We start from the raw sequence: 18,277 nt of genomic DNA, 5'->3' as shown, positions 1-18,277 counted from the left end.
GCTCACTGCCCCACCGACTGACGCGGTGACACCCCGAGGTGGCGACGGACGCCCTTGACCATCATCGTCATCTCGTAGCCCAGGACCGACACATCCGCCTCGGATCCGGCGAGCACGGCCAGCAGGGCGCCCTGCCCGGCCGCGGAGACGAAGAGCAGCGAGTTGCTGAGTTCGGTCACGATCTGGCGTACGTCACCGCCGTCGTCGAACCGCTTGCCGGCGCTGCGGGCCAGCGAGTAGAGCCCGCTGGACAGGGCCGCCAGGTGGTCCGCGCCGTCCGTGTCCAGTCCGTCCGCGGCCATCACCAGGCCGTCGGAGGACAGCAGCAGGGCGCTGCGTGTGTGGGGGACGCGCTGCAGAAGGCCGCTCAACAGCCAGGAAAGATCTTCGCTCACCACGATCGCCTACTTCTCCTCGATGACGTGTAACTGCTAACGGGCCGGGTCCGGTCGGGCATGCCCGCCGACGGACGTGGTGGTGTCGGTTTCTCTGGACTCTTCGGCACTGACTGGTTCTGGTTCCGTGGGGTCCTCGGCGCGGCGCACGCCGGTGCGGAAGGCGGCCATCAGACCGGGGTCGTGGTCGATGTCGGCCACCGCCGCGGGCTCGGCGTGGGCGGCTTCCTGGCGCGCGGGCTCCCGCAGTTCGGGGGCGAGGTTCTCCTGCCGGCGGCGCTTGGGCAGCGAGGGGCGCCCGTTCTCCTGCGCGGGGGTCATGTACGGCTCCGCCGGTTCCGGTTCGGGGACGGGTGCGGCCGCGGGGCGCTGGGGGGCGGGGGTCTCCCGCGCCGGCGCCGGGGCCTGGGGAGCCGGGGGAGGTGCGGCGGCGGCCTCCGCGGGCTGCTGCTGCTCCGTCATCTCGGGCTGCTTGCCGAGCAGTTCGGGCGGCAGGACGACGACGGCCTGCGTGCCGCCGTAGACGTTGTTCTGCAGGCGTACGGCGATGCCGTGCCGCCGGGCGAGCGCGGAGACCACGTACAGGCCGATCCGGCCGTCCTTGAGCAGTTCGGCGAGGGTGACCCCGTCGGGCGAAGCGAGCAGGGAGTTCATCTGGTTGCGCTCGGCGGAGGTCATGCCCAGGCCGCGGTCCTCGACCTCGATCGCCAGCCCGGCGGTGACGTGCTCGGCGCGCAGCAGCACCTGCGTCTGCGGAGCGGAGAACACCGTGGCGTTCTCGACCAGTTCGGCCAGCAGGTGGACCACGTCGACGACCGCGTGCCCGCTGACCGTCCCCTCCACGGGCGGCACCATCTTGACCCGCGAGTACTGCTCGATCTCGGCGGCCGCGGAGCGCATCACGTCGGCCATGCTGACCGGCTGGGTCCACATGCGGTGGGAGACGGCGCCGCCGAGCACGGCGAGGTTCTCGGCGTACCGGCGGATGCGGGTGGCCAGGTGGTCCACCCGGAACAGGCCCTTGAGCAGGTCCGGGTTCTCGACCTCGTTCTCCAGGTCGTCCAGCAGGCCGATCTCGCGGTGCACCAGGGACTCGAGCCGCCGGGCCATGTTGGAGAAGACCTCGAAGTGCTGGCCGTCGTGCGTCTGCGCCGCGAGCTCCTGTGCCGCCATCTCCTGCACGGCGGCCTCGGCGGCGTGCTGGGCGGACACGATGTCGTCCACCACCCGGTCCAGCGTCTCCTCGACCGGCTCCGCGGAGGCGTCGGCCTGGTTGCGGCGGCGCTCCAGCAGCTCCTTGCTGCGGTCGAACTGCCAGCGCAACTGCGACAGTTCGGCCTGCGCGCGGGCCGCGAGGCGCTTCGTCTCGGTGTGGCGCTGCCCCAGGGCCCGCGCCTTCGCGACGGCCAGGAGCGCCGCACCCGTGAGGATGCCGCAGATGATCAGCAGCGTGCCGGTGAACAGGCTCCAGAAGACGTGTTCGCCGACGTGGACCTCGCCCGCCGTGAACAGAAGGGTGGCCGCCACCGCGCCGGTGACCGCGACCAGCCCGGCGGGCAGGACCGCGAGAAGCACGATGTGGCGCTCGACCGACGTGCCGCGTCCGGCCGACATAATGTCCGGTACATGCCAGTTCGGGGAGCCGACTGCTGTCGTCTCCTGCGGGGCATGTGCGGGCAACATCGAAGGTTCCTGCATCACAGTCCCTGGTTGCATAGCGGCCAGCAGGCCAGAAGTGTGCGACGCACGTTACAGGCAACGGCTGTTCGCGTCACGGCACGTCACGTCGTGGGGAATGGTTTATCAGATCGCACCATCCCGGTTCGCGGCCGGTGCCCTCGTCCACGAGTAGTCCACCTTCTGACCACGGGTGGTCCACCTTGCCTGGTCGGCGGTCCCCTCGCCGCGCGGCGCGTGAGGGTGGAGCATGGAGGTGAGTGACGAAGGAGGCCCGTCATGACATCCGGAGCCTCGGATTACGACACGTGGTACGCGCGGACGCCCTCGCAGGCCGAAGGCGAGCGCGACGAGGTGGGCGAGCGCTCGGCGATGGAGGAGCACCCGGACGTCCTCAGGAGCGAGCCGTCCCAGGCGGAAGGTGAGCGATTCGACGACGCCCCGACCCGCGATCTGGACGAGAGCCGGTGATCGCAGGAGGTCATTGCCCGCGCCGGCGGCGCAGCAGATGCCGGGCCACGAGTGCGGCGACCACGACTCCCAGCCCGATGAGCACATAGCGCTGGTACCGGATGATCTCGTCGTAGATCTCGGTGATGTGGGTGCCGGCGAAATAGGCCACGCTCGTCCACAGGCCGACCCACAGCGCCGCGCCCAGCGCGTTGAACGTCAGGAAGCGCAGCCAGTGCATTCCGCTCGTCCCGGCGATGATGCCGTTGGCCTGGCGCAGCCCCTCGACGAAACGGGCGATGGTGACGATCTTGCCGCCGTGCCGGGCGAAGAACGCCTCCGTCGCCTGGAAGCGCTCGGGGGTCAGGAAGATGTACCGCCCCCAGCGGTGGACGAAGGCCCGTCCGCCGGTCCGGCCGATCAGATAGCCGATGTTGTCCCCGATCACGGCGGCGAAGAAGGCGATGATCCCCACGACGACGATGTTCAGCTGACCCGCCCCGGCATAGACCCCCGCGGCGATCAGGATCGTCTCGCCCGGCGCGGGCACCCCGAAGTCCTCCACGAACACCACGACGCCGACGGCCCAGTAGCCGTATTGCTCCAGCAGAGGGGCCAGGTGCGCCAGCGGGCCGGGCAGGGGAGGGGCCATGGCTCACACCGTACGTCGCCGACCTGCCCGTACGGCATGGCGGGCGGGACGGCCGCCGTGTCGCCGTGAGCCGGTCAGCACGGCAGGTCCAGGGTGACGGCGGCGCCCCTCCCGGTGTTCTCGGCGTGCGCGGTGCCGCCGTGGGCGACGGCGACCGCCCGGACGAAGGCGAGCCCCAGGCCGGACCCCTCGCTGGTGCGGCTGGCCTCGGCGCGCGCGAAGCGGTCGAACGCCCTGGGCAGGAAATCGGGCGGGAAGCCGGGGCCGCCGTCCATGACCCGCAGCCGCATCCTGCCCTCCTCGACGGCGGCCGTGACCCGGATGGCGCCGTGTCCGTGGCGCAGCGCGTTGTCGACGAGGTTGCCGACGGCGGAGCGCAGCCAGCGGGCGTCGACGTCCACGGTGGCGGGCTCCGCCTCGACGGTGAGGGTGCGACCGGCGCGCCGAGCGGTGCGCAGGTGCGGCGCCACGGCGGCGTCGAGCAGGCCGGTCAGCGCCCCCGGCGCGCGGCTGACGTGCTCGGTGCTGCCGAGCTCCTCCAGGTCCAGCAGGGCGTTGGAGAGATCGATCAGCCGTTGGACCTCGGCGTCCACGGACCGCAGCGTCTCGGCGAGTTCCTCGGCGGAGCGCGGCCGGTGCAGCGCGACGTCGAGCTCGGCCCGCAGCAGCGACAGCGGGGTGCGCAGCTCGTGGCTGGCGTCCGCGATGAACCGGTGCTCGCGCGCCGTGGACGCCTCCAGCCGGTCGAGCATGCGGTTGAGGGTGTGGCCGAGGCGGGTGATCTCGTCGTCGCGGTCGACCGGCACGTCCAGGCGCAGGTTCTGCGCGCCGTCGGCGAGGGTGGCGGCCCCGCGCCGGTAGCGCTCCACCGGGCGGAGGGCGGCGCGGGCCGTGCGGTAGCCGACGTACGAGGCCGCCACGAGCGTCAGGCCCGAGGCGAGGGCGAGTTGGGCCAGGAGTTCGCGCAGCGCCTCGTCGCGATGGCCGCGGGGGAGCGCGGTCACCGCGATGCGGGGCCCCGCCCCGGTGGTGACCCGGTCGGCCCGCAGCCGCAGGGTGTCCGGGGTGATGGGGACGAGGGAGCCGATCTCGCGCCGGACGGTCCTGCCGTGCGCGACGGCGTCCACCTCGACGGGGGTGAGCAGCCGCTCGTCGCGGACGGCGGCGCTGGAGCGCAGCACCGTGCCCCGTGCGTCGAGCACCTGGTGGAGGGCGCCGTCGGGTCCGGCCGGGAGCGCGCCGTGCGTGCGCACGGCCGCGTCCACGCTGCGCTGGTAGGCGCTCAGGTCGTCGTCCAACTGGCGGTCCAGGGCGGCCTGCACGCGCTCGTACACGAGCCCGGCCGTGCCCGCCAGGACCAGGGACATCGTGACGGCCACGGACAGCACCAGGCGGGTGACCACCGGCAGCCGCCCGAACCAGGCGCGCCCGCGCCCGCCGGACACGCTCACGCCGCGGTCTCGAGACGGTAGCCGCGCCCGCGCAACGTGGTGATGGTCGTACGGTCGAAGGCCCGGTCGACCTTGGCCCGCACCTTGGAGACATGGACGTCGATCGCGTTGCTGCGCAGATCGGGCTCGCCGTCCCACACCTCGTCGAGCAGCTGCAGCCGGGAGACCACCCGGCCGGCGTTCTCCATCAGCACGCGCAGCACCGCGAACTCGCGTCGGGACAGCTCGAGTTCGGTGTCCGCGCGCCAGGCACGCTGCTGCTCGGGATCGAGGACGAGGTCGCCGACCGTGAGGCGGCCCGCAGGGTCGGGGCGGCGCCGGGATATCGCCCGAAGCCGGGCCAGCAGCTCCTCCATCGCGAACGGTTTGACCACGTAGTCGTCGGCTCCGGCGTCCAGCCCGGCGACCCGTTCACTGATCGCGCCCCGCGCCGTGAGCAGGATGACCGGGGTGTCGATGCCCTCACCGCGCAGCGTGCGGCACACCTCCAGCCCGTCCAGACCGGGCAGCATCACGTCCAGGACCACCGCGTCCAGCCGCGGGTCGCGGGCGGCGGACAGTCCGGAGGGGCCGTCGTAGCGCCCCTCGGCGGTGTGGCCGGACTCGTGGAGGTAGCGGACGACCAGATCGGTCAGGCGGGACTCGTCGTCGACGACCAGATAGTGCATGCCGGTCAGGCTAATCGGCTCGAACACCCCTGCTACGGGTCCGGGAACGCTTCATGGTCTGTTCATGCGACATCCCTACCGTCCTCTCATGTCGCGGCGCACCGCGGACCGCGACCGGTCCGCCGTCCGACGTGCCGTGACGGAAGGGACAACCATGCGCGTATCGATGCTCGCCGCCAAGGGCATCACCGAGCACATCGCCCCCCTCGACCTCGTCACGCGCGGCGGCCTCGACGTCGTCGTCCTGCTGATCCTGGTCGGCTGGCTCTACCGGCGCCGCGCCAGCGCGTCGGAGATGCCGCTGGTGCTGGTCGCGTTGAACATCGGCCTGTTCGCCGCGATGAGCGCGATCAGCTCCGGCAAGTTCCCCACCGGGGTCGGGTTCGGCCTGTTCGGCATCCTCTCCCTGGTCCGGCTGCGCAGCACGGCGTTCACCCTGCGCGATGTCGCCTACACCTTCGTGACCCTGGTCGTCGCCCTGTGCAACGGACTCCCGCGGCGCGACCAGTGGCTCGTCCTGGCCCTGGACGCGGTGGTGCTGGTGGCGGTGCTGGTGGTCGACGGCGGCAGGCGGCAGGAGCCGACCCGCTCCGTGAAGCTGACCCTGGACCGGATCTACCCGGACCCCGCCGTGATCGCCCAGGACGTGGCGGCCCGCTTCGGCCGGCCCCCGCTGTCCGTGGCCGTCGACGAGGTCGACTACGTACGCGAGACGACCCGCGTCACCGCCCACTACCCCGCCACCCCGGACGAGCCCACGGCCGCACCGCAGCCCGAGGCGCAGTCCGCACCCCGTGAGCAGGCGATGGTGTCGTGATCCTCACGCCCTCGTCCTTCGCGTCCGCGCTCGGCCTGACGGCCCTGCGCGGCGCCACGCTCGCCGAGGTCGACGCGGCGGCCGCACTGCAGCATCGCACCGACCGCAAGTACCTCGTACCGTCCGCGCGCGCCCGCGACCTCGTCGACCGGCTCGCCGAGAGCCACCACGTGCTCGATCTGTCCGGCCGGCGCACCACCAGCTACCACAGCACCTACTTCGACACCGCCGAGCTCGGCGCCTGGCGCGCCCATGTGCAGCGGCGCCGACGCCGCTGGAAGGTGCGCACCCGCCTGTACGCGGAGGACGGGCTGTGCAGGGTGGAGGTGAAGACCAAGGACGGCCGCGGCGCCACGGTCAAGCACGCACTCCGGGCCCCGGCCCGCGCCTACGGCCAACTGGACGCACAAGCGGCCGAGTTCGTCGACGACGTGCTGGTGCGGGCGGGCATCCCGGTGACCACCGCGGACCTGGCCCCGAGCGCCGAGATCCGCTACGTCCGCGCGGCACTCGCCGACCTGGACCACGGCACCCGCGTCACCCTCGACGGCCTGCTCAGCTGCCACCGCGACGACCGCACCGCCGCACTCGACTCCGGCCATGTGCTGGTCGAGACCAAGGGCGGCGCTCAACCAGCGCCCGCCGACCGGCAGTTGCTGCGGCTGGGCGGCAGGCTCGTCTCCCTCAGCAAGTACATCGTCGGCCAGTCGCTGCTCACCCCCGGTCTCCCCGACAACGACGTACGCCGCCTGGCCCGCACCCACTTCCGGCTGACGCGGGACGCGACGCCGGCACAGCACCTCGAAAGGACCCACGCGGCATGAAACCCCTGCGCGGCATCACCTGGCCCTACGCCGTCATCGCGCTGCTCGCGGCCGCGGCGGCCACGGTCGGTTTCCTGCGACCGCAGCTGATCCCGACCGCCTCCTCGTCGAAGCTCTCGGCGACCGACCGCATCAAGCAGAGCCCGCCCCCGCGCCTGTTCACCGACGCCGACATCGCCCCGATCGGCAAGCAGGCCGCCGCCCAGCGCAAGCAGGCCGACGCCCTCTTCGCGCGGTGGAAGTCCGCGCACGGCACCACCCGCGACGACAAGGCGTTCGCCGCCTGGGCCGCCCGGCAGGTGCCCGCACCGCCCGCCGCCAAGGAGCGCACCACCGAGCTGCGTGAGGTCCAGAAGCTGGCCAAGACGCGGACGGCCGCCGGGAAGAAGGCCGCCACCTGGCTGGAGGTCCACGGCAAGAAGGACATCTGGAAGCTCTACCTCCACGACCAGCGGGAACTGGTGGGCGCCACGCGCGGCACGGCCGAGAAGGCCGAGCTCAAGTCCGCCCTGAAGCTGGCCAAGACGATCAGTGACCAGCTCGCCGCACGGGACAAGCAGCCCGCCCCGTTCGTCCTCGACCCGTCCCTGCGCCCCGACAAGCACATCGCGCCCGGCGCCAAGGGCCCGTACTCCTACCCCTCCCGGCACGCCGGCCGCGCGGCGGCGGCGGTCACCGTCCTCAGCGCCCTCGCCCCGCGCCGCGCCCAGGACTACACGTGGATGCAGGACGAAGTCCTCTACTCCCGCCTCTACATGGCCGGCCACGTCTCCAGCGACATCACCGCAGGCACGCTGCTCGGCGACCTCGTGGGCGACTACGAACTCGCCGTCGCCGGACACTGACCGGGAGCGGTCCGGACGGCTGCCCGCCGGATCCTAGCCCTTCCGGAGCGCGCACAGGGCGTCGATGCGGTTCGTGGTGATCGAGTCGACGCCCAGGTCGAGGAGGCGGCGCATGGAGCGGCGGGTGTCGGGGGTCCAGGCGGACAGGAGGTAGCCGTCGCGGTGGACGCGGGCGGCGAGGGCCCTGGTCACCAGGCCGAAGCGGTAGTTGAGCCAGCGCGGGCGCACCGCCTCCAGCACGGCGGCCCGCGGCGGGGCGGCGGACGTCCAGGTCAGCGCGATCTCGGCGGACGGGTCGGCGGCACGGACGGCGAGCATGGTGGGGGCGCCGGCGCAGTAGTAGACCCGGTCCTCGGCCCCGCACTCCCGGACGACGTCCAGGATCCTCTCGACGCTCCGCCGGTCGACCTGTCCCGGCAGGTCGAGCAGGACGCGGCTGCCGTCCGTGGCGGCCAGCGCCTCCGCCAGCGTCGGCACACCGCCCGCCGTCAGTTCGCGCACCGACTCCGAGGACAGCGACCACAGCGGCCGGTCCTTCTCCCACAGCCGCTTCAGCGTCTCGTCGTGGAGCAGCACGGGCACGCGGTCGCGGGTCAGCCGTACGTCGATCTCGACCGCGTCCGCGCCCTGTTCGAGCGCGGAACGCAGCGAGTCGATCGTGTTCTCACGGAAGCGGTAGGGGGCGCCGCGGTGGGCGACGGCGGTCACGGTGTGCATGGGCCCATTGTGGCCTCACCGGCTGCCGCGCCACCGGGGCACCACGGAAAACGGGATCTCAGGGGGCGAGCCATCCGGCGGTGTACGTGTCGATCTCCGCGGCGATCCGGGCCTTGCCCGCTGCGTCCAGGAAGGACGCCTCGACCGCGTTCTTGGCGAGGTCGGCGAGACCCCGCTCGTCGAGGTCCAGCAGGCGGGCGGCGACCGCGTACTCGTTGTTGAGGTCGCTGCCGAACATCGGCGGGTCGTCGGAGTTGATGGTGACCAGGACGCCGGCCTCGGTGAACTCCTTGATCGGGTGCTCGTCGAGGGTGCGGACGGCGCGGGTGGCGATGTTGGAGGTCGGGCAGACCTCCAGCGCGATGCGGTGCTCGGCGAGGTGCGCGAGCAGCTTCGGGTCCCGGGCCGCGCTGGTGCCGTGGCCGATGCGCTCGGCGCGCAGGTCGTTCAGCGCGTCCCAGACCGTCTCGGGTCCGGTCGTCTCACCGGCGTGCGGGACGGACCGCAGCCCGGCGGCGATGGCCCGGTCGAAGTACGGCTTGAACTGCGGCCGGGGTACGCCTATTTCGGGTCCGCCGAGTCCGAAGGAGACCAGCCCCTCGGGCCGCAGCCCGTCATCGGTCGCGAGCCGGGCCGTCTCCTCGGCGGCGACCAGACCCGCCTCGCCGGGGATGTCGAAGCACCAGCGCAGCACGGTCCCGAACTCGGCCTCGGCCGCCTTGCGGGCGTCCTCGATCGCGTCCATGAAGGCGCGCTCGTCGATGCCGCGGTGGGTCGAGGACCACGGGGTGATGGTCAGCTCCGCGTACCGGACCTGCTGGCGGGCCATGTCCCGCGCGACCTCGTACGTCAGCAGCCGCACGTCCTCCGGGGTGCGGATCAGGTCGACGACGGACAGGTACACCTCGATGAAGTGCGCGAAGTCCGTGAACGTGAAGTAGTCGGCCAGCGCCTCGGGGTCGGTGGGGACCTTGGAGTCGGGGTGGCGGGCGGCCAGTTCCGAGACGATGCGGGGGGAGGCGGAGCCGACGTGGTGCACGTGCAGTTCGGCCTTGGGCAGCCCGGCGATGAAGGCGTGCAGGTCGTGGACGGCGGGGCCGGCTGCGGGTACGGCGTGCTGGTCGGTCAAGGGTTCCTCCCCCAAACGGGCCGCCCCGGGACAGCGCCCGGACAGGGGCCTGCGCCCCCGGGCGCGGATGATCGGCTGATCGATGGTGCGGGCATCATCGTAGGCCGGGCGCGTGACGTGCTGCCCTGCCCGTAGCATGACAGGACGTCGACGAAGGGGGAGCCAGCGCGATGTCCGACGAGGTGCCACAGCGACCGGACGACCCGGAGAACACCGCGGACAGCGGACCGATCCCCGCCGCTGACGCTTCCCGCGCGCCCGAGCGGGGCGCGAGCCCCAGGGTGCCGCTGGACAAGCCGGCGACGTCCGCGCCCTCCGCCGGCGGCCCCTTCCCTGATCCCTGGGCGCCCCCGGCAGACGCCCCGGCCGCGCGCCCGGACCCCGGCGCCGGCGAGACGGCCGTCTCCGGCGACACCGCCATCCTCGGTGACACGGCCATCCTGGGCGACACCGTCCTCTCCGGCGGCACCGGAACACCCGCACCCCCCTCCACCGCCGACCCGCAGACACTCACCTTCCGTCGCCCGACCCCGGACACGCCTCCCCCGCCCCAGGAGCGGGCCAACCCGTTCGCGCCGCCGGCGCCCGCGCCGCGGCCCATGCCCCCGGGCCCGGCAGCCGGGCCGGCGAACCCCTTCGCCCCACCCGGTCCGATGCCCCCGGTGAGCGGCGCGAGCCATCCGTACCCTCCGCCGAACCCGGTGCCCCCGGCCGCCGCTTTCTTCGCGACGCCCGTACCGCCACCACCGATCGCCCCGGAGGGGCCCGGCCAGATCCCGTACGGCTACCCGGGCGGACCGGGCGCCCCCGTCGGTGCCGTGGGACCCGTCGGGTACGGCTACCCGGTGCCGCCCGCGCCCGGTTACTACGGCTGGCCCGGCGCGCGGCCGATGCCCAGCAACGGGATGGGGACGGCCGGGATGGTGCTGGGCATCATGGGGGCGATCGGCTTCTGTCTGTGGCCGCTGGCCATCGTGCTGGGCGTCCTGGCCGTGATCTTCGGGTCGATGGGCCGTGGCAAGGCACGCCGCGGCGAGGCCACGAACCCGGGCCAGGCCCTGGCCGGCATCATCTGCGGGTCCGTCGGCATCGTCCTCGCGCTGGTGGTCCTGGCGTTGCTGATCGGCACGTCGAAATAGCGCTGCCGCGCGGCGCTTGAGTGAGCCCGGGGCATCCCCGGTTCGCGGTTCAGGCGCCGTCGGCCATCCGCTCCCGGGCCTCCATCAGCGCGAACCCCAGCAGGTTCGGCCCCCGCCACCGCGCCGGATCCCGCGCCGCCTCGTCGTCCGCCGCGAGCCCGATGCCCCACACGCGGTCCACGGGGCTTGCCTCCACCAGGACCCGGTCGCCCGTGTGAAGGAGGGACTCCCGCAGAGCGGCGTGCGCGCCGAACCTGTGGACGTTGCCCTCGACCACGATCCGGAAGCGCTCCCGCTCCCATGTCGCCTCGTCGAAGCCGCGTACCAGACGACCGGCCTTCTTGGCCTGGGAGGGATGCCCGGCGGCCAGCACCCGCCGTTCCGCCTCCGCGTCACCGAAGAGCCGCGCGCCTTGCCGGCCATCGTCCAGTGCTCCGCCGTCGCGTACTCCACGCCGGCCACCGCGAACGGCGCCGGCCACCACTGGCTCAGACAACTCGCCCCCACCCGCCCGTCGGGCCGTGGGCGATGCCCCCAAAAATGCAAGTACGTGATGTGAGCCCCCGCGTGGAGCTCCCTGATCAGGGATTCCACGGAATCGATCTTCCCCATGTCCGGCAGTCTGGCAGGGGCCACTGACACTCCGTCCGCTGTCAGGCACCGGGTGTTGTGCGCCGACTCCCCCTGCTCGACCACCGGTCGACAGATTCCGTCGCGTAACCAAAAGGCAACAACGGAATCACTTGTTGGAGTCTCCCGGCTCTGTCAGGATCGGCACTCAAATCGAGCGGTAGCTACGCCTCCAGCCCCTGGACGAGGGGCGACCGATAGCGACGACCGGACCGAGTGCCCCGACCACGGCCGGCCGACCCCTCCCGAAAGGGCACCACGCGCATGCAGCAGTACGAGCCCGACCGCCTGCCCCCGCTCCAAGCGGCCGCCCTCCAGCGCAGCCTCCAAGGCGGCCGGGCCTCGCTGCCCCGTCGTTCGCTGCTGCGTGCCGCCACGGGCGGCGTGCTCGCGGCCGGCGGGCTCGGGGCACTGAGCGCCTGCGGGATACCCGCGGCCGGAAAGACCCGGGGCGGCACGTCAGCCGATGACCACTCGGCCAAGGAGAAGATCGTCCACTTCTCCAACTGGACCGAGTACATCGACGTCGACGACAGCGGCAAGCACCACCCGACGCTCGACACCTTCCGCAAGCGCACCGGCATATCGGTCACGTACACCGAGGACATCAACGACAACAACGAGTTCTTCGGCAAGATCAAGCCGCAGCTCGCCGCGGGCCAGGACACCGGCCGCGACCTCATCGTCCTCACCGACTGGCTGGCCGCCCGCCTGATCCGTCTCGGCTGGGTCCAGAAGCTGGACGCCTCGAACCTGCCGCACGCTTTCGCCAACCTGGCGCCGCAGTTCCGTAGCCCCGACTGGGACCCGGGCCGCGCGTACTCGTATCCCTGGCAGGCCATCCCGACCGTCATCGCCTACAACAAGAAGGCGCTGGACGGCATCCAGGTCAAGTCGGTCTCGGACCTGCTGGACAACCCCAAGCTCAAGGGCCGCGTCGGCTTCCTGTCGGAGATGCGCGACAGCGTCGGGATGACGCTGCTCGACATGGGCAAGCACCTGGAGACGTTCACCGACGACGACTTCGACGCCGCGATCGCCCGCCTCCAGAAGGCGGTCGACAAGGGCCAGATCCGCCGCTTCACCGGCAACGACTACACGTCCGACCTCACCAAGGGCGACTTCGCGGCCTGCCTCGCCTGGGCCGGGGACGTCGTACAGCTCAAGGCGGACAGCCCCGACATCGACTTCGTCATCCCGGACAGCGGTTACCACACGTCGACCGACAACCTGCTGATCCCCAACAAGGCGCGCCACAAGACGAACGCCGAGCGGCTCATCGACTTCTACTACGAGCCCGAACAGGCCGCCGCGCTCGCCGCCTACATCAACTACGTGACTCCGGTCGACGGGGTGAAGCCGTACCTGGCGAAGATCGACAAGGACGCGGCGAACAATCCGCTGATCGTTCCCGACAAGGCCATGCAGGCGAAGTCCCACTCCTTCCGCTCCCTGAGCCAGAAGGAAGAGACGGCCTACGAAGCGAAGTTCGCGAAGCTCACAGGGGCGTGACGACGATGATGACGACGACAGACAGCGGCGGCGACGTCCGCCTCGCCGGGATCGGCAAGACCTACGGCTCCTTCACCGCCGTACACCCGCTGGACCTGACCGTGCCGCAGGGTTCCTTCTTCGCCCTGCTCGGCGCCTCCGGCTGCGGCAAGACCACCACTCTGCGCATGATCGCCGGCCTGGAGGAGCCGACCTCCGGCACCGTGCACCTCGGCGGCCGGGACGTGACCCAACTGCCGCCCCACAAGCGGCCGGTGAACACCGTCTTCCAGTCCTACGCCCTCTTCCCGCACCTCGACGTCTTCGAGAACGTCGCCTTCGGCCTGCGCCGGCGCGGCATCAAGAGCGTGAAGAAGCAGGTCGAGGAGATGCTGGACCTCGTCCAACTGGGCGAGCAGGCACGCAAGAAGCCGCACCAGCTCTCCGGCGGCCAGCAGCAGCGCGTGGCCGTCGCACGGGCGCTGATCAACCACCCCGAGGTGCTGCTCCTCGACGAACCGCTCGGCGCGCTCGACCTCAAGCTGCGCCGCCAGATGCAGCTGGAGCTCAAGCGCATCCAGACCGAGGTCGGCATCACCTTCGTCCATGTCACGCACGACCAGGAGGAGGCCATGACCATGGCCGACACGGTCGCCGTGATGAACGCGGGCCGCGTCGAGCAACTCGGCTCGCCCACCGACCTGTACGAGAACCCGCGGACCACCTTCGTCGCGAACTTCCTCGGCACCTCCAACCTGATCGAGGCCGAGGTCGACTCCAGGAGCGGCGACGACATCGTCCTCAGGGCGGGCGACGGCAAGCTCGTGCTGCCCGGGGCGCGGTGTTCCGCGGCGACGACGAGCGGAGGCAAGGTGCTGGCCGGCGTCCGCCCGGAGAAGATCTCGCTCACGCACGCCGACGCCGCGGACGAGATACCCGAGGGCCGCAACCGCGTCACCGGCCGGATCTCCGACGCCAGCTTCATCGGGGTGTCCACGCAGTACGTCGTCGACAGCGCCGTGTGCCCCGAGTTCGCGGTCTACGTGCAGAACGTCGAGCGGGACAGCCGGCTCGTGCCCGGCGCCGACGTCGTCCTGCACTGGAGCCCGGCCCACACCTTCGGACTGGACGCCGCCCAGGACATCGACGCGGGCCTGGAGACGGTCGAGGAAGAGGCCGCGTAGACATGTCGACCCTCACCGAGGCGCCCCCGCCTCCCTCGCCCTCCTCGTCCGCCGCGAGCGCTGCCCCCGGCCCCAAGTCCCCGCGCAGGCGCGGCCGGTGGACGCCGTACTGGCTGCTGCTGCCCGGCATCCTCTGGCTGGTCGTCTTCTTCGTCCTGCCGATGATCTACCAGGCCTCCACGTCCGTGCAGACGGGCTCCCTGGAGCAGGGCTACAAGGTCACCTGGCACTTCGCGACGTACTGGGACGCGCTGAGCACGTACTGGCCGCAGTTCGTGCGCTCCGTCTGGTACGCCGCCGCCGCGACCGCGCTGTGCCTGCTGCTCGGCTACCCGCTGGCGTACCTGATCGCCTTCCGCGCGGGCCGCTGGCGGAACCTGCTCATGATCCTGGTGATCGCGCCGTTCTTCACCAGCTTCCTGATCCGCACCCTCGCCTGGAAGACGATCCTCGCGGACGACGGCCCGGTCGTCCGCGCACTCGGCGCCCTGCACGTCCTCGACCTCACCGACCTGCTCGGCTGGACCGCGGGCGACCGCGTCCTGGCCACGCCGATGGCGGTGGTGTGCGGACTGACGTACAACTTCCTGCCGTTCATGATCCTGCCGCTCTACACCTCCCTGGAGCGCATCGACGGGCGGCTGCACGAGGCGGCCGGCGACCTCTACGCCAGGCCCTGGACCACCTTCCGCAAGGTCACCTTCCCGCTGTCGATGCCGGGCGTGGTCTCCGGCACGCTGCTGACCTTCATCCCGGCGGCCGGCGACTACGTCAACGCCGAGCTCCTCGGCTCCACCGACACCCGCATGATCGGCAACGTCATCCAGACGCAGTTCCTGCGGATCCTCGACTATCCGACGGCCGCGGCGCTGTCCTTCATCCTGATGGCCGCGATCCTGCTCATGGTCACCCTCTACATCCGCAGGTCCGGGACGGAGGATCTGGTCTAAATGCCCTTCGTCAACTGGCTCAAGCGCCGTCTCGTCGTCATCGCGGGACTGCTGACGCTCGCCTATCTGCTGCTGCCCAACGTCATCGTGACGGTGTTCTCCTTCAACAAGCCGAAGGGGCGCTTCAACTACGCGTGGCAGCACTTCTCCGCGGGCGCGTGGCAGGACCCGTGCGGCGTCGCCGACCTGTGCGGCTCGCTGTCCCTCAGCCTCCAGATCGCCGTATGGGCGACGCTCGGGGCGACCGTCCTCGGCACGATGATCGCCTTCGCGCTGGTCCGCTACCGCTTCCGCGCGCGGGGCGCAGTGAACTCGCTGATCTTCCTGCCGATGGCGATGCCGGAGGTCGTCATGGCGGCCTCGCTGCTCACCCTGTTCCTCAACATGGGCGCGCAGCTGGGCTTCTGGACGATCCTGATCGCGCACATCATGTTCTGCCTCAGCTTCGTCGTCACCGCGGTCAAGGCGCGCGTGATGTCGATGGACCCGCGCCTGGAGGAGGCGGCGCGCGATCTGTACGCCGGTCCCGTGCAGACCTTCGCGCGGGTCACGCTGCCCATCGCGGCCCCAGGAATCGCCGCGGGCGCGCTGCTGTCCTTCGCGCTCTCCTTCGACGACTTCATCATCACCAACTTCAACGCGGGCTCGACCGTCACCTTCCCCATGTTCGTGTGGGGCTCGGCGCAGCGCGGCACACCCGTCCAGATCAACGTCATCGGTACGGCCATGTTCCTGGTCGCCGTCCTGTTCGTGCTGGCGTCCATGGCCGTCGGCAATCGCCGCAACCGGCAGCAGGCGTGAGCCGGCCGGGGCGTCAGTCGGGAGTGCCGGAGGGGCCCTGACCCGGATCCGTACTCAACCTGATCACCAGGGCCAGCCCGGTCAGCAGCACCGTGCACAGGCACCAGCTGGCCACGACGTCCAGTGGCCAGTGGTAGCCGCTGCGGACCAGCCCGAAGCCGACGCCGACGTTGACGGCGACGCAGGTGACGACCAGCTCGCGGCGGGCGTGGTCGCTGGGCAGCCAGGGCAGGAGGACCAGGGTCGCGGCGCCGTAGGCGATGGTGGCGGTCGCGGTGTGGCCGGAGGGGTAGTAGCCGGCGGCCGGGGGCATCGTCGGGGGGCCGTAGCGGGCGATGGTTTCCTTCAGGGGCACGATCAGCGCCGGGACCAGGGCCATCAGCACGGCCGCCGCGACCGGAGGCAGCCACCAGCGGGCCGCATCCGCCTGGCGTCCCTGCACGGCGACGTACCCCAGTACGACGGCGAGGACCGGCACCGCGACCTCGACGCTGCCCAGGTCGGAGAGGAAGTGGCAGAAGCGGTCCGGGTGGACGAGAGCGTGGCTCACCCTCCTGTCCACCCGCACGAGCGGACCGTCCGTCGCGACCTGCCAGGTGATCAGCCAGAAGAGGAAAACCGGAAGTCCGAGCAGCAGAAAGGCGGCCGGCCGCCCCGGAACCGGGGCTCCTTGCTCGGTGGGGGCACGCTTGAGGTCTTCGTCTGCGGAGGGCAACACGGTGCACAGCTTGGCAGGCGCGACCGGACGCGGGTGCCCGCGTGCGGCAAGCAGCCCCATCCTGGTGCGCTGACCGCGGCGTGTCAGGTGAGGCTCGCGGCCTGCTCCGGCGTGTTCCGGGGCGCGGACTCGCGGCGCGGGAGCAGCAGCGGGGTGGCCAGCAGGAGGACTCCGGCGGCGGCGATCGCGGTGCGGGGGCCGGTGAGGGCGGCCAGCAGACCCCATGCCGCGGTCATGGCCGCGATGGCGAGGCTGCTGCTGACCGACCACGCGGACAGGGTGCGGGCGACCCGGTCGGGCGGGGTGTGGTCGAGCCGGTAGGTGGCCAGTACCGGGTTGAACACGCCGCAGCAGGTCACCAGGCCGAGCTGGACGGCGATGATGAGCACGATCCCGGGGAGCCCGGGTTGCACGAACGCCAACCCGACGGACCAGCACGCACGCAGCGCCCCGGCGGTGAGCATCACCCTGCGCTGCCCGAACCGTGCCGCGAGCGGGCGCGCCAGGCGTGAGCCGACGAGGCCGCCGACGCAGGGCGCCGCGAACGCGAGGCCGTACTGCCAGGGTGCGAACCCGAGCCGGCCCAGCAGGAGCACGGCGAGCAGCGGCTCGGAGGCCATGATCAGGCCGTTGGTCACGATCGTGTTGAGGAACAGCGGGCGCAGCACGGGGTGGGTGAGGATGTGGCGCCATCCTTCGAGCAGGTCGCGCGCGCGGAGGCGCGCCGCACCGGTGCGTGCGGGGCTCGGTTCCGTCCCGCCGACGGCGCGGATGCCCAGCGCCGAGAGCAGGTAGCTGACCGCGTCGGCCACCACGGTCGTCACCGGGCCGAGCATCCCGATCGCGGCCCCGCCGAGCGGTGGTCCGACGACCGTCGCGCTCCATGCCGTGGACTCGAACCGGCTGTTCGCGACGAGCAGGTCCTCCGGCGGCACGAGCGCCTTCAGATACGCACCGCTGGCCGCGTTGAACGCGATGTTCGCCGCGGCCACGGTGACGGAGACGACGAGGAGTTGAGTGAAGCCGAGCCACCCGAGCCCGTAGGCGACGGGGACGCTGAGCATCGCCGCGCACCGGGTCAGGTCCATCGCGATCATGACCGGCCGTTTGCGGCGGAACTCCACCCACGGGCCGAGCGGCACCGCGACCACGGCCCCGACCGCCCGCCCCGCGGCAGCCAGCGCCGCCACCTGGGTCGGCCCGGAGTGCAGCACGAGGACCGCGATCAGGGGAAAGGCGCCGAACCCGAGCCAGGTGCCGTACGAACTGACGGCGAACGCCGCCCACAGCCACCCGAACCGCCTGCCCAGGGCCCGTCTACCCGTCATCCCCACCGCACCTCTCGCCGCTCCGGATCACCACGCGCTGACCGTCGGCATCACAGCGGGGAGGAGATGGCGAGATCAAACAACCGATCCACCAGGAAACCACAACGATGCGGGGATCAGGGACGCGGAAAGGAGGTCGGCCGCCCCGGAACAGGGGGGGAAGTTCCGAGGCGGCCGTCCGGATCGGAACGCCGCGCGCCCCGGGGGGTTTGGGGCGGGCGACCGTCCGATCGGTGAGGAGATCCGAGGCCGGAGGCCCCGGTTGTGTGCGCGAGGGCACGACCAGGTCGAAGCTGGGGAGGCCTCGGCCCGATATCGCCCACAGTCCCCTGTGGGCGGGGTGTATCTCTCATCTGGGTAGAAGCTACGGCAGGAGGGGTCCTTTAGACAGGCGGATTCGCCTCCCGCCAT

18 protein-coding genes and 2 pseudogenes are annotated in these 18,277 nt (G+C 71.6%); 9 read left to right on the top strand and 11 right to left on the bottom strand.

Annotation, left to right across the window (positions count from 1 at the left end; translation table 11 throughout):
* Window positions 1-2: 2 nt before the first annotated feature.
* Window positions 3-398 carry a roadblock/LC7 domain-containing protein gene (locus tag ABZ910_RS07820; protein ID WP_361360689.1) on the bottom strand — a complete coding sequence of 132 codons (396 nt, stop codon included), beginning with the start codon at window positions 396-398 and terminating at the stop codon, window positions 3-5.
* A 33-nt stretch (window positions 399-431) separates the two neighbouring features.
* Window positions 432-2,078, bottom strand: coding sequence for an ATP-binding protein (locus ABZ910_RS07815; protein ID WP_361360687.1), 1,647 nt, complete (start codon window positions 2,076-2,078; stop codon window positions 432-434).
* Window positions 2,079-2,351: 273 nt separating this feature from the next.
* On the opposite strand from ABZ910_RS07815, the gene ABZ910_RS07810 reads away from it, so the two are divergent.
* On the top strand, window positions 2,352-2,543 hold the full coding sequence (locus ABZ910_RS07810) for a hypothetical protein (protein ID WP_361360685.1): 192 nt from the start codon (window positions 2,352-2,354) through the stop codon (window positions 2,541-2,543).
* A 10-nt stretch (window positions 2,544-2,553) separates the two neighbouring features.
* Here the strand turns inward: ABZ910_RS07810 and ABZ910_RS07805 are convergent, their stop codons facing one another.
* The 3 genes from ABZ910_RS07805 to ABZ910_RS07795 all read right to left on the bottom strand — a co-directional run bounded on the left by ABZ910_RS07805 (window position 2,554) and on the right by ABZ910_RS07795 (window position 5,293).
* Window positions 2,554-3,174 (bottom strand): DedA family protein, encoded by a 621-nt coding sequence (locus ABZ910_RS07805; protein ID WP_361360683.1) that lies wholly within the window; start codon window positions 3,172-3,174, stop codon window positions 2,554-2,556.
* A gap of 74 nt (window positions 3,175-3,248) precedes the next feature.
* The gene (locus ABZ910_RS07800) at window positions 3,249-4,625 is read right to left on the bottom strand and encodes an ATP-binding protein (protein WP_361360681.1); all 1,377 of its coding nucleotides are present in this window, start codon (window positions 4,623-4,625) and stop codon (window positions 3,249-3,251) included.
* Window positions 4,622-5,293: a response regulator transcription factor gene (locus tag ABZ910_RS07795; RefSeq protein ID WP_361360679.1), complete on the bottom strand. Its 672-nt coding sequence runs from the start codon at window positions 5,291-5,293 to the stop codon at window positions 4,622-4,624. Before ABZ910_RS07795 ends, ABZ910_RS07800 begins: the two co-directional genes overlap by 4 nt.
* A gap of 154 nt (window positions 5,294-5,447) precedes the next feature.
* Here ABZ910_RS07795 and ABZ910_RS07790 point away from each other — a divergent pair, with 154 nt between their 5' ends.
* Genes ABZ910_RS07790 through ABZ910_RS07780 form a run of 3 tightly spaced genes read left to right on the top strand, consistent with a single transcriptional unit; the run spans window position 5,448 to window position 7,779 of the window.
* Window positions 5,448-6,110, top strand: a complete 663-nt coding sequence (locus tag ABZ910_RS07790; RefSeq protein ID WP_361360678.1) for a DUF4956 domain-containing protein — start codon at window positions 5,448-5,450, stop codon at window positions 6,108-6,110.
* A complete protein-coding gene (locus tag ABZ910_RS07785) occupies window positions 6,107-6,934 on the top strand; it encodes a VTC domain-containing protein (protein ID WP_361360676.1) in 828 nt (275 codons plus the stop codon). The genes ABZ910_RS07790 and ABZ910_RS07785 overlap by 4 nt, the downstream gene beginning before the upstream one ends.
* Window positions 6,931-7,779: a phosphatase PAP2 family protein gene (locus ABZ910_RS07780; protein WP_361360674.1), complete on the top strand. Its 849-nt coding sequence runs from the start codon at window positions 6,931-6,933 to the stop codon at window positions 7,777-7,779. Before ABZ910_RS07785 ends, ABZ910_RS07780 begins: the two co-directional genes overlap by 4 nt.
* 33 nt (window positions 7,780-7,812) lie before the next feature.
* Here the strand turns inward: ABZ910_RS07780 and ABZ910_RS07775 are convergent, their stop codons facing one another.
* The gene (locus ABZ910_RS07775) at window positions 7,813-8,496 is read right to left on the bottom strand and encodes a glycerophosphodiester phosphodiesterase (protein ID WP_361360672.1); all 684 of its coding nucleotides are present in this window, start codon (window positions 8,494-8,496) and stop codon (window positions 7,813-7,815) included.
* A 58-nt stretch (window positions 8,497-8,554) separates the two neighbouring features.
* Window positions 8,555-9,763, bottom strand: coding sequence for an adenosine deaminase (locus ABZ910_RS07770; RefSeq protein WP_361360670.1), 1,209 nt, complete (start codon window positions 9,761-9,763; stop codon window positions 8,555-8,557).
* 32 nt (window positions 9,764-9,795) lie between these two features.
* Between ABZ910_RS07770 and ABZ910_RS07765 the strand changes: the two genes are divergently transcribed.
* Entirely contained in the window at window positions 9,796-10,764 is a 969-nt protein-coding gene (locus tag ABZ910_RS07765; protein ID WP_361360668.1) for a DUF4190 domain-containing protein, read from the top strand.
* Window positions 10,765-10,813: 49 nt separating this feature from the next.
* On the opposite strand, the pseudogene ABZ910_RS07760 reads toward ABZ910_RS07765, so the two are convergent.
* A pseudogene (locus tag ABZ910_RS07760) lies at window positions 10,814-11,376 on the bottom strand (NADAR family protein).
* A gap of 282 nt (window positions 11,377-11,658) precedes the next feature.
* On the opposite strand from ABZ910_RS07760, the gene ABZ910_RS07755 reads away from it, so the two are divergent.
* From ABZ910_RS07755 to ABZ910_RS07740, 4 genes are read left to right on the top strand one after another with little or no spacing between them, the layout of a single operon-like run.
* Complete coding sequence (locus ABZ910_RS07755; protein WP_361360666.1) at window positions 11,659-12,906, top strand: spermidine/putrescine ABC transporter substrate-binding protein; 1,248 nt, start codon at window positions 11,659-11,661, stop codon at window positions 12,904-12,906.
* Window positions 12,903-14,069 carry an ABC transporter ATP-binding protein gene (locus ABZ910_RS07750; protein WP_361360664.1) on the top strand — a complete coding sequence of 389 codons (1,167 nt, stop codon included), beginning with the start codon at window positions 12,903-12,905 and terminating at the stop codon, window positions 14,067-14,069. The genes ABZ910_RS07755 and ABZ910_RS07750 overlap by 4 nt, the downstream gene beginning before the upstream one ends.
* A 2-nt stretch (window positions 14,070-14,071) precedes the next feature.
* The gene (locus ABZ910_RS07745) at window positions 14,072-15,019 is read left to right on the top strand and encodes an ABC transporter permease (protein WP_361360662.1); all 948 of its coding nucleotides are present in this window, start codon (window positions 14,072-14,074) and stop codon (window positions 15,017-15,019) included.
* Window positions 15,020-15,820: an ABC transporter permease gene (locus ABZ910_RS07740; RefSeq protein ID WP_361360660.1), complete on the top strand. Its 801-nt coding sequence runs from the start codon at window positions 15,020-15,022 to the stop codon at window positions 15,818-15,820.
* Between the two features lie 13 nt (window positions 15,821-15,833).
* On the opposite strand, the gene ABZ910_RS07735 is transcribed toward ABZ910_RS07740, so the two are convergent.
* The 3 genes and pseudogenes from ABZ910_RS07735 to ABZ910_RS07725 form a co-directional block, all read right to left on the bottom strand.
* A complete protein-coding gene (locus tag ABZ910_RS07735) occupies window positions 15,834-16,538 on the bottom strand; it encodes a phosphatase PAP2 family protein (protein ID WP_361360658.1) in 705 nt (234 codons plus the stop codon).
* Window positions 16,539-16,621: 83 nt separating this feature from the next.
* Window positions 16,622-17,866 (bottom strand): MFS transporter, encoded by a 1,245-nt coding sequence (locus ABZ910_RS07730; RefSeq protein WP_361360656.1) that lies wholly within the window; start codon window positions 17,864-17,866, stop codon window positions 16,622-16,624.
* A gap of 137 nt (window positions 17,867-18,003) precedes the next feature.
* Window positions 18,004-18,219 (bottom strand): annotated as a pseudogene (locus ABZ910_RS07725) (phosphoesterase); the annotation flags it as partial.
* Between the last annotated feature and the right edge of the window lie 58 nt (window positions 18,220-18,277).

Source organism: Streptomyces sp. NPDC046805 (genome assembly GCF_040645355.1).
Lineage (GTDB): Bacteria > Actinomycetota > Actinomycetes > Streptomycetales > Streptomycetaceae > Streptomyces.
The sequence above is the reverse complement of the archived record's forward strand: the minus strand, read 5'-3'. Positions and strand labels throughout refer to the sequence as shown.